Here is a 15876-nt window from a genome sequence, read left to right on the forward strand (position 1 = left end):
CCTTGCTTGTTGCGAGGCTTTTTTCTATCTATCGAAAAGTACGCTATCGATAAGCGCGTGGGTGTCTTATTGACTTACGCAAACGGATATTGAGCTGGTTGCATTTGTTTATGCGTCATCAACACGGAATTATCTGAGATTTACCTCGCTCGACTTCCAATTTTTCTCTATAATATGCCGCCTATAAAGTAGTGGCGAATCGCTAGTACAGAATAAAACTTACGACAAAACGTGGAGTAAAAGATGCCTTCTCAAAGCCCAGTGATTACGGTTGATGGACCAAGTGGTGCAGGTAAAGGTACCCTGTGTATGTTACTAGCAGATAAGCTAGGCTTTCATCTTCTAGATTCAGGCGCGATCTATCGCGTATTGGCTTTAGCGGCAATTCACCATGGTGTGGATACAGAATCAGAAGATGCTTTAGTACCGCTTGCTACACACTTAGACGTGCAGTTTATTGCTGAAGGCGACTTAGTTAAGGTTATCCTAGAAGGTGAAGATGTGTCTGGTGAACTTCGTAAAGAAGAGACTGGCATGGCGGCTTCAAAAGTTGCTGCTTTACCTCGCGTTCGAGAAGCACTGCTTCGTCGTCAACGTGCATTCAGCGCTGCGCCTGGCTTGGTTGCCGATGGCCGTGACATGGGAACGGTTGTGTTTCCTGAAGCTGAAGCGAAAATATTTTTAGATGCAAGTGCTGAAGAGCGTGCGAGTCGCCGCCTTAAACAGTTGCAACAGAAGGGGTTAGATGTTAAATTTGACGACCTTTTGAGCGAGATCCAAGAGCGAGACGACCGAGATCGTAATCGCCCAGTGGCGCCACTTCGCCCTGCAGAGGATGCTCTAGTGCTTGACTCCACCTCAATGAATATTGAGCAGGTAGTAGAAAAAGCACTACACTATATTGAATCGAAACTGGCTGGGTAATTTCGCCGAGCTAGTACGAACGTTGGTCGCAAGGATGATGACCGGCGAATTTATCAACCCCATGCGGTAGGATACCCATGGACGTTTAATTATTGAAGATTAAATAATGACTGAATCTTTTGCTCAACTCTTTGAAGAGTTTCTATCTGAAACTGAATTCCAACAAGGCAGCATCGTTAAAGGTACTGTAGTAGCTATCGAGAACGGTTTCGTTCTTGTAGACGCTGGTCTTAAGTCTGAATCTGCTATTCCTGCTGAACAATTCAAGAACGCTGCTGGCGAACTTGAAGTTGAAGTTGGTGCTGAAGTAGACGTAGCTCTAGACGCTGTTGAAGATGGTTTCGGTGAGACTCAACTTTCTCGTGAGAAAGCTAAGCGCCACGAAGCTTGGATCGTACTTGAGAAAGCTTGCGAAGAAGCTGAAACTGTTGTTGGTATCATCAACGGTAAAGTTAAAGGCGGTTTCACTGTTGAACTTAACGGTATCCGTGCTTTCCTTCCAGGTTCTCTAGTAGACGTACGTCCTATCCGTGACACTGCTCACCTAGAAAACAAAGAGCTAGAGTTCAAAGTAATCAAGCTAGACCAGAAGCGTAACAACGTTGTTGTTTCTCGTCGTGCTGTTATCGAATCTGAAAACAGTGTTGAGCGTGACGAACTTCTTGAAACTCTACAAGAAGGTACTGAAGTTAAAGGTATCGTTAAGAACCTTACTGACTACGGTGCATTCGTTGACCTTGGCGGTGTTGACGGTCTTCTACATATCACAGATATGGCTTGGAAGCGCGTTAAGCACCCATCAGAGATCGTTAACGTTGGTGACGAAATCCTAGTTAAAGTTCTTAAGTTCGATCGTGAGCGCACTCGTGTTTCACTAGGTCTTAAGCAACTAGGCGAAGATCCATGGGTAGCAATCGCTAAGCGTTACCCTGAAGGTCACAAGCTTTCTGGTCGTGTTACAAACCTAACTGACTACGGCTGCTTCGTTGAGATCGAAGAAGGCGTTGAAGGTCTAGTACACGTTTCTGAAATGGATTGGACTAACAAGAACATCCACCCTTCTAAAGTTGTTAATGTTGGCGACGAAGTTGAGGTTATGGTTCTTGATATCGACGAAGAACGTCGTCGTATCTCTCTAGGTCTGAAACAGTGTAAAGCTAACCCATGGCAGTCATTTGCAGAAATGCAAGCTAAGGGCGACAAAGTTACTGGTAAGATCAAGTCTATCACTGACTTTGGTATCTTCATCGGTCTAGAAGGCGGTATCGACGGTCTTGTACACCTATCTGACATTTCTTGGAACGCTGCCGGCGAAGAAGCTGTACGTGAATACAAGAAAGGCGACGAAATCTCTGCTGTTGTTCTAGCAGTAGATGCAGAGCGTGAGCGTATTTCTCTTGGCGTTAAGCAAATGGAAAACGACCCGTTCAACGCATACGTTGCTGACAACAAGAAAGGTGTTCTTGTAAACGGTACTGTTACTGCAGTTGACGCGAAAGGCGCTACTATCGAGCTAATCGAAGGCGTTGAAGGTTACATCCGCGCTTCTGAAGTTTCTCGCGACCGTATCGAAGATGCATCTCTAATCCTAAGCGTTGGCGACAGCGTTGAAGCGAAGTTCACTGGTGTAGACCGTAAGAACCGCGTAATCAACCTATCTATCAAAGCTAAAGATGAAGCTGATGAGCAAGAAGCAATGGCTTCACTGAACAAGTCTGAAGAAGGCGCGTTCGGTAACGCAATGGCAGACGCATTCAAAGCTGCTAAAGGCGAATAATAGCTTCTCGTTAAGAGAATTATAGCTATATAGCCAAGAAAGGAGCCGTAAGGCTCCTTTTTTTTTGCTTATTTTTCCGATAGGTCTATAATTTCTAAAAAGAAAACCAACGAGGGTAACTATGACTAAGTCTGAATTGATTGAAAGACTATGCGCTGAGCAAACGCATCTTTCTGCAAAAGAAATTGAAGACGCTGTAAAAGACATTTTAGAGCACATGGCTTCAACACTAGAAAGTGGTGATCGAATCGAAATTCGCGGCTTTGGCAGTTTTTCTCTGCATTACCGTGAACCTCGTGTTGGACGTAATCCTAAAACTGGTGACAAGGTAGAGTTGGAAGGCAAATACGTTCCTCACTTCAAACCAGGTAAAGAGCTACGCGAACGAGTAAACTCAGGACTGTAGCCTACTTATCGGAATTAAGAAAAGCGGCATACTATAATGTATGCCGCTTTTTTATGACCATAATATGGTGGTCTGATTAGTAATTTTCCTGCATAATCGTACAGCTAACCAACCAATGAGTGATGAACTATGAAAATTATAAAAATAGTCGCCGTTATCGCACTTTTCCTAATTGCACTGGCTTTAGGCTCTCAAAACCAAACAACTGTGAATTTCAACTATCTGCTAGCGCAAGGTGACTTCCACCTATCAAGTTTACTAGGCGTTGTATTCGTTTCAGGCTTTGCCCTTGCTTGGTTAGTCTTTGGCAATATGCACATGCGGTCTCAGCTAAAAATTCATCGCTTGAAGAAGCAACTCAATAAGCAATCAAAGCAGGTCGCTGCTGATACTAAAGCTTAAAGGCTATATTTGATGTTAGAGTTACTGTTCTTACTTTTGCCTATCGCAGCCGCTTATGGTTGGTATATGGGTAATCGTAATGCTCAGCAAGAAAAACAAAAACAATCACACCAGATCTCCCGTCAATACGTGACGGGTTTGAACCTATTACTGTCAGACCAATCTGACAAAGCGGTTGATCATTTTATTGAGCTACTTCAAGTAGACAATGAGACCATCGACACTCACTTAGCCTTGGGCAACTTGTTCCGCTCAAGAGGCGAAGTCGACCGCGCTATTCGAATTCACCAAAATCTTATCTCTCGTTCGGGGCTTACTCTCGACCAGAAAAATCTCGCACTGCAACAATTAGCTAAAGACTACATGGTCTCTGGTTTTCTTGATCGCGCCGAAAAAATCTTTGAACAGCTTGTAGAAGAACCCGACCACAAAGAGGGCGCTTTGCAGCAGTTAGTTGCTATTTATCAGCAAACTCGAGAGTGGAATAAGGCTATCCATTACGGAAATATCCTCGTTAAGCTTGGTAAGAAGAAAATGAAAATGCGTGCGACAGTAGCGCATTTTTGGTGTGAACTTGCGATGCAGGAGCAAGCTGATGGCAATCGCTCTAAAGCACTTCAGCACTTCAAGAAGGCGCTTTCTGAAGATCCTAAATGTGTTCGTGCAAGTATTGCTTTAGGTAAGTTCCACTTAGCGAATGAAGATTACCAAAAGACAATTGATTGTCTGGAGTCGGTACTCGAACAAGATATCGATTTTATCAGTGAGGTGTTGCCAACTCTTGCTGAGTGTTACCACAAACTTGGACAAGAAGCTCAACTGGTCGAGTTCCTGAAAGCGTGTATACAGAAGAAAGCCGGTGTATCTGCCGAACTGATGCTGGCGCAATTGGTTGCTCACCATGAAGATGTAGGCTCTGCGCAAGAGCTACTGACCAAGCAGCTTGTTAAAAACCCAACCATGAAAGGTTTTTATCGATTAATTGATTACCACCTAGCGGAAGCTGAAGAAGGTCGAGCGAAAGACAGCTTAACCACACTTCAGTCTATGGTTGGTGAACAACTTAAGGTTAAGCCCCATTATCGCTGTCGTCAGTGTGGTTTCTCAACACATTCAATGTATTGGCACTGCCCTTCATGTAAGGGGTGGGGAACGATCAAGCCTATTCGTGGGCTTGATGGTGAATAGATTTGTGGTCATTTTAAGACCAAATTATTAATTGCAGCTTTCGGGCTGCATTTTTATGACTGTTATTTATCACCTGATTTGGTGATTGAAATTTTTAGAAAGTTAACTGCGTTAGGAGATGAAATGAACGACCAAAAAATCATTGTAGCTTTGGATTATGACAACCAAGCGGATGCGTTAGCCTTTGTTGATCGTATTGATCCAGCATCTTGCCGCCTAAAAGTGGGCAAAGAGATGTTTACTCTGTTTGGCCCTGAATTTGTTCGTGAATTGCATAAGCGTGGTTTCTCAGTATTTTTAGACCTTAAGTTTCACGATATCCCGAACACATGTTCAAAGGCAGTCCGCGCTGCCGCTGAACTAGGTGTATGGATGGTGAACGTACACGCAAGTGGCGGTGAGCGCATGATGACGGCTTCTCGCGAAATCTTAGAACCGTATGGTAAAGATCGCCCGTTGCTAATCGGCGTAACTGTCCTAACCAGTATGGAGCAATCTGACTTAGCGGGTATTGGCTTGGATCTTGAACCACAGCAGCAAGTGATGCGCTTAGCTTCTCTAACGAAGAACTCTGGCTTAGACGGTGTTGTATGCTCTGCACAAGAGGCTTCTTTGCTTAAAGGCGCACTTGGTCAGGAGTTCAAACTAGTGACTCCAGGTATTCGTCCTGTAGGCGCTGATGTTGGTGACCAGAAGCGTATCATGACCCCTTCTAAAGCGATTGAATCGGGGTCAGACTACCTTGTTATTGGTCGTCCTATTACTCAAGCTATTGACCCAGCTGCTGTACTTGCAGAGATCAACGGTACGCTAGCTTAAGTTTATATTTAGCTCGAGATATAAATAACAAAGGCCAGCATATTGCTGGCCTTAATTGTCTTGTCCGGATTAGTCTAAACTGGAATGAATTCTCTGCACAGAGTTTAAACTGGAGCACCACTATGGAATTTGAAGTCACTGTCTTCTGAAGTGATAAGTTCCGCTTCTACTTGCGCAAAATGAGCAATACGCTCTGAAATATCTTTACCTGCGATCTGTTCTGCTAGCTCAAGGTAATCTTGGTAGTGGCGAGCTTCTGAGCGAAGTAGAGACACGTAAAATTTCTCCATGTCTTCTTCCAAGAAAGGAGCCAATTTAGCGAATCGTTCACAAGAGCGAGCTTCAATAAACGCGCCGATGATAAGCTTATCAACCAGAGCATCAGGCTCGTAAGTCTTAACTTGTTTGATCAAGCCTTTAGCATAACGACCCGCCTCGATTGGCTGGTAAGTTACGCCTTTCTTCTCCATCAACTCCATGACTTGGTAGAAGTGATGCAGCTCTTCTTTGATCAGCAGTACCATCTTATCGATCAGATCAGCACCGTAATTACAGCCTTCTTTCGCTGTGATTTGCTTGGATACGTTGCTTTTACCACGCAGAGACTCTAAGTCTCCGATACGACGGTAAGCAAATTGCTCGTATGGCAAAATCCATTCATTCAGTTGTTTCGCACTTTCTTTATCAACTGCGTACTTGCGGATAAGGAACAAGGCACTCTGTGCTGCTTTAAGTTCACACAGCATGTGATCGCGTAGAATGATGTGCAGATTTTCAGGCTTTTTGGCTTCATCTATCCATGAATCTGGCGTTTCTGCTTTCAGAAAAGAGTGGATTGGAGCGAGTAGTTCTTGATACATGGTCAGGGAAAGTTTGTTGATAATGCGGGGATTTTATCACAGCTCAAGAGATCTCCCTATACAGAGAAAGGAAATTCAACAGCTATAAAAAAGGCCGCCTATTTAATGTAAATAAGGCGGCCTTTAATTGTTGAGTTAGACTGTTACCATTTTTTCTTTTGACCGAAGAGGGCATCCATATCGTCTTCTCGCTCTTTAGATTCGATCTGTTGTAAATCTTGAGCGTTCTTATCTTGGCGTTTTTGATCAAGCTCGTCGAGCATCTGCTGTAGCTTTTCTTTTGCTTGATTAGAGTACGAATCATTTTTGGTTGCTAGCGCATCGATACCTTTACGCAGTAACTGAATTGCTGTTCCCGGTTGCCCACGAGAAATCGAGTCGTTTGCACGTTTGATAACGTTTTCAATGTTGATACGAATTTGAATTGTCTCTAGACGAGCGTTTTCAACCACATAAGCTTGAGTCTCGAAGCGACCCTTATTGTGTTCGTTGCGGACTGTATCACGTAGGCGCTTAACGAGCTTTAGCATCATGATTGCTTGCTTGTCACTACTTGGTACGCGGAAAACTGTGCTCTCACCACCTTTGTAGTTCTCTTTGAGCTGAGTGATCTGTTGTTTTACGCTTTCAATGCGTTGGGCAAGCTGCTTATTTTTTGGATCGAGTTGATACATGTTTTCTAATGCATCAAGAATCCGATTGTTTAAGCACACAAGAAGATCTTGGCTAAACGGCATGTGATGAGCGTTGCCAATCAGTTCTTCTGTACCGTCAATAATGGTTAGATAACGAGAAGCTTCCTGTTTCTTCGCTGTTTCTACCTTAACTTTATATTGAAGCATGATGTTGTAGCCTAAAACTAACACCAAAAGAACGGCTACTAAGGCGATTATTAAACCAATATTCATATATTTGAGTCTGCTTATTATTTTCTATAGCTAACCTGAGAGGATACACGATTCCATTGTGTATCGGCACTCGTAAATTGCAATTTCTGATTATCTCTTGTTGAGCGAAATCGGCAATCAAAACTTACCCACTAATGTATGAGAATGAGGGTTGGGTTGCAAAGCGTTAGTGATGTTTTTGTTTGTTAAGCTAGAAAAACTCAATTTTTCTGTCATTTTTGTGTTTGAAGCGTTATAACTATTAATTATATTACACGAGACTATAACGCTCTCTTTGCAAATAAGTTAGCACAGAAATGAGTAAAGGATTACGAGGTTAGATATGAAGTTACAGCAACTGAAGTACATTGTTGAGGTTGTAAACCATAACCTAAATGTTTCAGCTACAGCAGAGAGTTTGTACACATCTCAGCCAGGCATTAGTAAGCAAGTTAGATTACTTGAAGACGAGCTAGGCATTCAGATTTTTGAGCGTAGCGGTAAGCATTTAACACAGGTTACCCAAGCCGGTGAGGATATCATTCGCATCTCTCAAGAGATTTTGGCTCGTGTTGAGAGCATTAAAGCCGTAGCGGGTGAACACACTCACCCTGAGATGGGTACATTGAATATTTCAACCACTCATACCCAAGCTCGTTATGCTCTGCCTGATGTGATTAAAGGTTTCACTGCGCGTTATCCAAAAGTATCGCTTCACATGCACCAAGGCACACCAAGCCAGATGTCAGAAGCGGTAGCGAAGGGTACAGCGAACTTTGCGATTGCAACAGAAGCGCTGCACCTTTATCAAGATGCGATCATGCTGCCGTGTTACCACTGGAACCGTTCAATCGTTGTGACCAAAGATCACCCTCTGGCACAGAAGCGAAATATAACGATCGAAGATCTTGCGGCTTATTCTCTAGTGACCTACGTATTTGGTTTCACTGGTCGTTCTGAGCTTGATACTGCGTTCAATAAAGTTGGTCTAACACCGCGTGTTGTGTTTACCGCGACCGATGCGGACGTCATCAAAACGTATGTTCGCATGGGCATTGGTGTGGGTGTCATCGCAAGTATGGCGATTGACCACGAGCAAGATACCGATTTGGTTGCAATTGATGCGAGTCACCTATTTGGTGCTAGCACCACAAGCATTGGCTTTAGAAAAGGCACATTCCTGCGTTCTTACATGTTTGATTTTATGGAGCGTTTTGCGCCGCACCTAACTCGCCCAGTAGTTGAGCAAGCCATTTCTTTGAAGTCTAATGAAGAGATCGAAGAGATGTTTAAAGATATCGAACTACCTGTTCGTTAATCTCTTCATTTAAAGCTAGACTCTTATTCGGCCTGTATTTACAGGCCGTTTTGTTTTCGGCTTTATTGGGCGTGCGTTTTTTAGTTCTCTTTGTCTCGAACCTTTCCATTTGAAGCTCTTACCCCTACAATCCACGCACCATAGGGGGAATCATGCATTCACGATTTACAATTCTCGACTCATTTTTGTTAGAGCACCAAGTTTATTGGCGTTCAGAGCCTTTTCACCTATGCCAAACTCAACAGCAACCATGGCAAGAGGCCAATCGTCCACTTGTTGACTGGTTAGAAGACTTAAGCATTGAAAGCATTCAAACTTTAAAAGAAAACCCTGAGCTGTTGGCCGAGGAACTGATTCGTTTCCTTCCTGATTTAGAGCTCGCGAATCAAAATATTCAGTTTGATAATACAGCTTTGGTAGGGCTCCACCTCCCTCGTGGTACTGCCGATGGTATTCCAGGTAGAAAGTTGCAACAAATCGTGTCGATGGGAGAGGCGGTACTTGATCACCACCATGGTAAAGAGTGGCTGGAGTGGTGTTCTGGTAAAGGCTTCCTTGGTCGAATCTTATCTCAACAATCGAAGCAAAAAGTGACCAGCTTCGAGTGGCAACAATCGCTGTGCGAAAGCGGCCAAAAGATTGCAGATGCACAACGTTTAGAAATGACGTTTGTTCAAGGTGATGCCTTTTCTGAGAGTGTTGATGAGGTGTTTAATTCCAATCAACATGCGGTAGCACTGCATGCCTGTGGTGATCTCCATGTTGAGTTAGTTAAAAAGTCCGTGTCGCATGGGCTTCCTGCTGTGACTATATCCCCTTGTTGTTATCACCTTATTCGTGACGACAACTACAAAGCGATGTCATCAGTGGCACAAGCCTCGGCTTTAACATTGAGCAAGAGTGATTTACGAATTCCACTCCAAGAAACCGTTACTGGTGGCGAAAGGGTAAAGCGACATCGCCAATTGGAGATGAGTTATCGCCTAGGCTTCAGTCAGTTACTCAAGGCTGAAATGGGGATTGATGAATACATTCCCGTGCCGAGCATCAAAAAATCAGAATTGTCTGCGGGCTTTAAAGCTTTTTGTTTATGGGCTTCAGAGATTAAAGAGCTCCCAATTCGTTTGGATACCGATTTTGAGTCTTATCTTGTTCAAGGGGAGCAACTTTTCTGGGAGATGGAAAAACTAAGCCTGGTTCAGCAAGTCTTTAGACGACCATTAGAGATATGGCTAGCGTTGGATCGCGCGATTTATTTAAAAGAACAAGGCTACGAAGCCACCATCGAAGAGTTTTGTGAACGTAGTGTCACACCTCGAAATCTGTTGGTTCATGGTGTTAAGAGCGATAGATAAACGATGCGGTTATTAGAAAGCGTGCTAATCATAGCTTTCGAACGATAGTGTTATAGAGACAAAAAAGCCAGTTCGACAAAATCGGACTGGCTTTTTAATGTGTGGATTAACTGAACGCTTCAACGAGAAAATTTGACGCTCAGTTAGTTACTACATCATTAGTTAAACATTGCGATAGCTTCTGCTGGATCTACGTATTCAAGGTCAAAGCTTTCTGCAACTTCTTTACAAGTTACTTTACCGTGAATGACGTTTAGACCTTCTAGGAAGCCTTCATCAGATAGAAGTGCTTCGCGGTAGCCTTTGTTCGCTAGCTTAACAATGTAAGGAAGTGTTGCATTGTTTAGTGCGTAAGTTGAAGTACGCGCTACAGCACCTGGCATGTTTGCAACACAGTAGTGAACTACGTCATCAACGATGTAAGTTGGGTCTGCGTGAGTGGTTGCGTGAGAAGTCTCGAAACAACCGCCTTGGTCGATTGCAACATCAACAACTGCTGAACCTGGCTTCATCTTAGCGATGTGCTCTTTTGTAACCAGTTTAGGCGCTGCTGCACCAGGGATTAGTACTGCACCAATCACTAGGTCTGCTTCTAGAACATGCTTCTCGATAGCGTCTTCAGTAGAATAAACCACTTTTGCGCGACCTTGGAATTCTTCATCAAGACGACGAAGTGTATCTACGTTACGGTCAAGGATTGTAACATCAGCGCGAAGGCCAACAGCCATACGTGCTGCGTTAGCACCTACAACACCGCCACCAACAACAACAACTTTTGCTGGTTCAACACCTGGAACGCCACCAAGAAGAAGACCACAACCACCGTTAGATTTCTCTAATGTTTGTGCACCTGCTTGAATAGACATGCGACCAGCTACTTCAGACATTGGTGCTAATAGTGGCAAGCGACCCATATTATCTGTTACAGTCTCATAGGCTACGCAGACAGCTTTGCTCTTGATAAGCTCTTCAGTTTGTGGAAAATCTGGTGCAAGGTGTAAATAGGTAAATAATATTTGCCCTTCGCGAAGCATAGCTCGCTCGACAGCTTGAGGTTCTTTAACCTTTACAATCATCTCTGCTTTCGCGAAAACGTCAGCAGCAGTAGGAAGAATGGATGCGCCTACAGCGATGTAATCATCGTCTGAAAAACCGATACCAGTACCGGCATTGGTTTCTACAAAAACTTGGTGGCCGTGTGAGATTAGTTCTCTCACGCTAGCTGGGGTCATACCAACGCGGTATTCGTGGTTCTTGATTTCCTTAGGTACGCCAATGATCATCCTGACTCCTCATTTTATTTTGGTTGTTTTATCTATGTGTAGGGTAATTCTGTCGAATTAATATCTAGTATAGATAGGTTCAGATAAAATTTGATACTGAATATTAAAAAGTTGTAGTATATTTTTTTGCAAGGAAGTAATAAGGTGGAATAAAAAATGGCAGACAATTATAAGAAGCCGTCCAAGGAACTAGATCGTATTGACCGCAACATTCTTAATGAGTTGCAAAAAGACGGTCGTATCTCAAACGTTGAACTCTCAAAACGAGTAGGACTTTCTCCAACTCCATGTCTTGAACGTGTTCGTCGTTTAGAACGTCAAGGTTACATTACTGGGTACACAGCATTGCTGAACCCACAGTACCTTGATGCTTCACTTTTAGTGTTTGTTGAAATTACGTTGAACCGTGGTGCGCCAGATGTGTTCGAACAATTCAACACCGCTGTGCAGAAACTGGATGACATCCAAGAGTGTCATTTAGTGTCGGGTGATTTTGACTATCTTCTAAAAACACGTGTATCTGATATGGGTGCTTACCGTAAGCTACTGGGTGATACGTTACTTCGTCTACCGGGCGTAAACGACACTCGAACTTACGTTGTAATGGAAGAAGTGAAACAAACTAATCAACTTGTGATTAAAACTCGTTAGTCACAATTGGTGAAATGAAAGAAAGCGGACATTTGTTCCGCTTTCTTGCTTTCTGGAATTGGGTTTTTCTGTTTGATATGGTTAAATCAACAGTAGTTTCATTGAAACGAGCGGCTTTTGCCGCTCGAGATGTTTTTATCCCGTTTAATTATTAAGTTGGTTTATGTTCAAGCAGAGCAGTAATAAAGTAGAAACAATCATTAAAACGAGTGAAGAGCCTCAGTCTCCTCGTTTGAGTGGTTCTCAACGTCTCAAAGAGTGCAGCCTGATTCTCGGTGTTCTCTTCTCTATTCTACTTGCCGTTGCGTTATTAACTTTTAGTCCAGCTGACCCATCATGGTCGCAAACGGCGTGGGGTGGTGACATTCAAAATGCGGGTGGTTATCTAGGTGCTTGGTTGGCGGATACACTTTTCTTCATATTTGGTTCTTTGGCTTACCCTTTGCCTATCTTGGTGACGGTTGCTGCGTGGGTATTATTCCGCAAACGTAATGAAGACGAGCAGATCGACTTCATGCTGTGGGGCACTCGCTTACTTGGCCTGACTATCCTAATCCTTACTAGTTGTGGTCTAGCGGATATTAACTTTGACGACATCTGGTACTTTTCATCAGGTGGAGTCGTGGGTGACGTCTTAACAAGCCTTGCACTTCCGACGTTGAATGTTCTTGGTAGTACGCTGGTTCTTCTTTTCTTATGGGGTGCTGGTTTTACTCTATTAACTGGTATTTCTTGGTTAAGCATTGTGGAATGGTTAGGTGAATGTGCCATCCAATTCTTCACGTCTGCTGTTAATAAGGCTCGTGGCCAAGATCAAGAGCTACTAGAGCCTCAGCTAAGAGAAACAGCAGACCGCGATTTAATCGAAGAACGTCATCAAGAGCCGAGTTACCGTGATGTTCCTGCTTTAGAAGATAACAAAGAATCAACAGAGCATGATCCACTAGATCCTGCAATGAGCTTTTCTGCGACCAATGATTCGTCAGATGCGGCTGCAAGTGCGCTAGAGAGCGCTGCGACACCGAAGCGCCATTACAATATTCACATGCCTGTTGAGGCGCCAGCGAAGCAAGAAGCTTCAGAACAAGAAGAACCTCAGGTTCAGCGCCAACCTCAAGTTGCACCTGAGTCGATCCCTGTAGCACCTGTTTACCAAGCGCCAGAGGAGCCTTTAGAAGAAGGTGTGGAGCGTTCTAAGCAGCTTAATGCCACTATCGAGCAGCTAGAAAACGCCGCTATGTATGAAGATGACCTTGCGGAGCAAGAGCAGGTTGATGCGCATGAATCTCAAATCGCGTATCAGCAATACATGCAGAATGAGCAACAAGACGTTACCTCTACTGATACGGCTCTTGAAAGTGCAGAACCAGAGGTCAATAGCTCGCCAGAAGTAACGAATGAATTCGATGTTGAAGATGTTCAGCCAGAATCTCTATACGCTTCACCAATGGGTGAGCCAGAAGCAACTGTGGAAGACGATTTCTCTGCACAAGCTTCACCATTTGATGTAACGGAAGAGCAGGCTGACGAACAGACTTTCGCTCCTGAAGCTCAGCAGACTGAAACCGAGCAAGCTGATGCAGAATTAGCTGATGAGCAATTTGAACCTTTCTCTTATCAAGAAGAACATTCAGAGCCTGAACAGCCAACAGCACAAAGCCAAGAGTCAGCTGTTGATCTTCCTTGGGAAGAAGTTACGGAAGAAGAGCCTTCGCATCAAGATCAGGATGTCGCCGCATTCCAAAGCATTGTTTCTGAAGCCCAAGCGAATATGGCTGCGGCGCAGAACCCGTTCTTGGTTCAACAAGATGTTAATTTACCGAAGCCTGCTGAGCCATTACCAACACTTGAATTGTTATTCCACCCTGAAAAGCGTGAAACCTTTATTGACCGTGACGCACTAGAGGCAATTGCTCGTCTTGTGGAATCTAAGCTAGCGGACTACAAGATCAAAGCCGATGTGGTTGATATTTTCCCAGGTCCAGTAATCACTCGATTCGAGCTGGATCTTGCTCCAGGCGTGAAAGTGAGCCGTATTTCTGGCCTTTCTATGGACTTGGCGCGTTCGCTCTCTGCATTGGCTGTACGTGTTGTCGAGGTGATTCCGGGTAAACCTTATGTTGGCTTAGAGCTGCCGAACATGAGTCGTCAAACGGTATTCTTCTCAGATGTGGTTGCTAGCCCTCAGTTCCAAGAAGCGAAATCGCCGACGACAGTGGTTCTAGGACAAGACATCGCAGGTGAAGCCGTCATTGCTGATCTATCGAAAATGCCTCACGTTCTGGTTGCTGGTACAACCGGTTCTGGTAAGTCGGTAGGTGTGAACGTAATGATTCTGAGTATGCTTTACAAAGCATCACCGGAAGATGTTCGATTCATCATGATCGACCCGAAAATGCTTGAGTTATCGGTTTACGAAGGTATCCCTCATCTATTGTCTGAAGTGGTAACCGACATGAAAGATGCGTCGAACGCCCTTCGTTGGTGTGTTGGCGAGATGGAACGCCGTTATAAGCTGATGTCAGCGTTAGGCGTTCGTAACATTAAAGGTTACAACGATAAGCTTAAGATGGCTGCGGAAGCGGGTCACCCAATTCACGATCCACTGTGGAAGCCGGGCGACAGCATGGACCCTGAAGCCCCATTGCTTGAGAAGCTGCCTTACATTGTGGTTATCGTTGATGAATTTGCCGACCTAATCATGGTGGTCGGTAAGAAGGTTGAAGAGCTGATCGCGCGTTTGGCACAAAAAGCACGTGCGGCGGGTGTTCACTTGATCCTAGCGACGCAACGTCCTTCGGTGGATGTTATTACCGGCCTTATCAAAGCGAACATTCCAACCCGTGTGGCCTTTACGGTATCAACCAAAACGGATTCAAGAACTATCCTTGACCAAGGTGGTGCGGAATCACTATTGGGCATGGGTGATATGCTTTACTTGCCACCGGGCTCTAGTCATACAACTCGTGTTCACGGTGCCTTTGCATCTGATGATGATGTACACGCAGTTGTGAATAACTGGAAAGCGCGTGGTAAGCCAAACTATATTGATGAGATCACTAACGGCGAACAAACCCCAGAAACCTTGCTTCCGGGTGAGAAGATGGAAGGTGATGAAGAGGTCGATCCTCTGTTTGATCAAGTGGTAGAACACGTTGTTCATTCACGTCGTGGCTCAGTTTCAGGCGTACAGCGTCGATTCAAGATTGGTTACAACCGTGCTGCACGTATTGTCGAGCAACTTGAAGCTCAAGGTATCGTAAGTGCTCCAGGCCATAACGGTAACCGAGAAGTCTTGGCACCAGCTCCACCAAAAGATTAGTTCCACTAGGAACTCATACCCATTAAGTCGGTCAAATCGAAAATATGACCGACTTATGTTCTAACAGGATTATTGATGAAAAAAGTATTCGCACTTTTATTTATGAGCTTCTCAGTGCTTGCTTCTCCGAAAGAAGAGTTGAGTAGCCGTTTGGCATTGAACGCAGGCTTTAGTGCTGACTTTAAACAAGTCGTGACCAGCCCTGATGGTGATGTTGTCATGGAAGGCGAGGGCACGGTAGAGATTGCTCGCCCTAGCTTATTCCGCTGGGAAACCACTTTCCCTGATGAAAACCTATTGGTATCTAATGGCCAAAGCTTGTGGTACTACAGCCCGTTCATTGAGCAAGTGAGTATTTATTGGCAAGAGCAAGCGACATCGCAAACACCTTTTTTTTTGCTTACACGTAACCAAGAAAGCGATTGGGATAACTACAACGTCGCGCAAACAGGTAACCAATTTACACTAACACCAACGGCAGCGGACTCTAATCAGGGTGACTTCCAGATTAATATCACCGAGAAAGGCATTGTTCAGGGCTTTAATGTGATTGAACAAGACGGTCAAAAAGGTGAGTTTACCTTTAGCAATGTTGACTTGGGTAAACCTGCAGCAGACCGTTTTACTTTTGTGGCGCCGGAAGGTGTCGAGGTCGACGACCAAAGAAACTGATCTAAAGAAGCA

Annotated in this window: 14 protein-coding genes; 11 read left to right on the forward strand and 3 right to left on the reverse strand. The window is 44.3% G+C overall.

What is annotated here, in order from left to right; all coding sequences use genetic code 11:
- Positions 1–243 precede the first annotated feature (243 nt).
- The 6 genes from cmk (at position 244) to pyrF (ending at position 5516) form a co-directional block, all read left to right on the forward strand.
- On the forward strand, positions 244–924 hold the full coding sequence (gene cmk / locus BCU34_RS03650) for a (d)CMP kinase (RefSeq protein WP_017060237.1): 681 nt from the start codon (positions 244–246) through the stop codon (positions 922–924).
- 106 nt (positions 925–1030) lie between these two features.
- The gene (gene rpsA, locus BCU34_RS03655) at positions 1031–2701 is read left to right on the forward strand and encodes a 30S ribosomal protein S1 (protein WP_010439921.1); all 1671 of its coding nucleotides are present in this window, start codon (positions 1031–1033) and stop codon (positions 2699–2701) included.
- Between the two features lie 121 nt (positions 2702–2822).
- On the forward strand, positions 2823–3107 hold the full coding sequence (gene ihfB / locus BCU34_RS03660) for an integration host factor subunit beta (protein ID WP_010439923.1): 285 nt from the start codon (positions 2823–2825) through the stop codon (positions 3105–3107).
- Between the two features lie 129 nt (positions 3108–3236).
- The gene (locus tag BCU34_RS03665; RefSeq protein WP_017066774.1) at positions 3237–3509 is read left to right on the forward strand and encodes a LapA family protein; all 273 of its coding nucleotides are present in this window, start codon (positions 3237–3239) and stop codon (positions 3507–3509) included.
- Positions 3510–3521: 12 nt separating this feature from the next.
- On the forward strand, positions 3522–4697 hold the full coding sequence (lapB, locus tag BCU34_RS03670) for a lipopolysaccharide assembly protein LapB (protein WP_016769333.1): 1176 nt from the start codon (positions 3522–3524) through the stop codon (positions 4695–4697).
- Between the two features lie 123 nt (positions 4698–4820).
- Positions 4821–5516: an orotidine-5'-phosphate decarboxylase gene (gene pyrF / locus BCU34_RS03675; protein WP_017078954.1), complete on the forward strand. Its 696-nt coding sequence runs from the start codon at positions 4821–4823 to the stop codon at positions 5514–5516.
- 104 nt (positions 5517–5620) lie between these two features.
- Here the strand turns inward: pyrF and miaE are convergent, their stop codons facing one another.
- Together miaE and BCU34_RS03685 are read right to left on the reverse strand one after the other, a co-directional pair.
- Positions 5621–6376 (reverse strand): tRNA isopentenyl-2-thiomethyl-A-37 hydroxylase MiaE, encoded by a 756-nt coding sequence (miaE, locus tag BCU34_RS03680; RefSeq protein WP_048658293.1) that lies wholly within the window; start codon positions 6374–6376, stop codon positions 5621–5623.
- 143 nt (positions 6377–6519) lie between these two features.
- Positions 6520–7284 (reverse strand): hypothetical protein, encoded by a 765-nt coding sequence (locus BCU34_RS03685; protein WP_048658294.1) that lies wholly within the window; start codon positions 7282–7284, stop codon positions 6520–6522.
- Between the two features lie 322 nt (positions 7285–7606).
- Between BCU34_RS03685 and cysB the strand changes: the two genes are divergently transcribed.
- A complete protein-coding gene (gene cysB / locus BCU34_RS03690) occupies positions 7607–8581 on the forward strand; it encodes an HTH-type transcriptional regulator CysB (RefSeq protein ID WP_017060244.1) in 975 nt (324 codons plus the stop codon).
- Positions 8582–8733: 152 nt separating this feature from the next.
- The gene (locus tag BCU34_RS03695; protein ID WP_102432598.1) at positions 8734–9936 is read left to right on the forward strand and encodes a methyltransferase; all 1203 of its coding nucleotides are present in this window, start codon (positions 8734–8736) and stop codon (positions 9934–9936) included.
- Positions 9937–10094: 158 nt separating this feature from the next.
- Here the strand turns inward: BCU34_RS03695 and ald are convergent, their stop codons facing one another.
- On the reverse strand, positions 10095–11219 hold the full coding sequence (gene ald, locus BCU34_RS03700; RefSeq protein WP_017060246.1) for an alanine dehydrogenase: 1125 nt from the start codon (positions 11217–11219) through the stop codon (positions 10095–10097).
- 156 nt (positions 11220–11375) lie between these two features.
- Here ald and lrp point away from each other — a divergent pair, with 156 nt between their 5' ends.
- From lrp to lolA, 3 genes are all read left to right on the forward strand, one after another.
- Positions 11376–11870, forward strand: coding sequence for a leucine-responsive transcriptional regulator Lrp (gene lrp / locus BCU34_RS03705; RefSeq protein ID WP_004734558.1), 495 nt, complete (start codon positions 11376–11378; stop codon positions 11868–11870).
- Between the two features lie 163 nt (positions 11871–12033).
- A complete protein-coding gene (locus tag BCU34_RS03710) occupies positions 12034–15192 on the forward strand; it encodes a DNA translocase FtsK 4TM domain-containing protein (protein ID WP_102479106.1) in 3159 nt (1052 codons plus the stop codon).
- A gap of 75 nt (positions 15193–15267) precedes the next feature.
- On the forward strand, positions 15268–15864 hold the full coding sequence (gene lolA, locus BCU34_RS03715) for an outer membrane lipoprotein chaperone LolA (RefSeq protein ID WP_102479105.1): 597 nt from the start codon (positions 15268–15270) through the stop codon (positions 15862–15864).
- Positions 15865–15876 lie beyond the last annotated feature (12 nt).

The sequence above is a fragment of the Vibrio sp. 10N.286.45.E10 genome, assembly GCF_002874195.2.
In the GTDB taxonomy this organism is placed as follows: Bacteria; Pseudomonadota; Gammaproteobacteria; order Enterobacterales; family Vibrionaceae; genus Vibrio; species Vibrio crassostreae.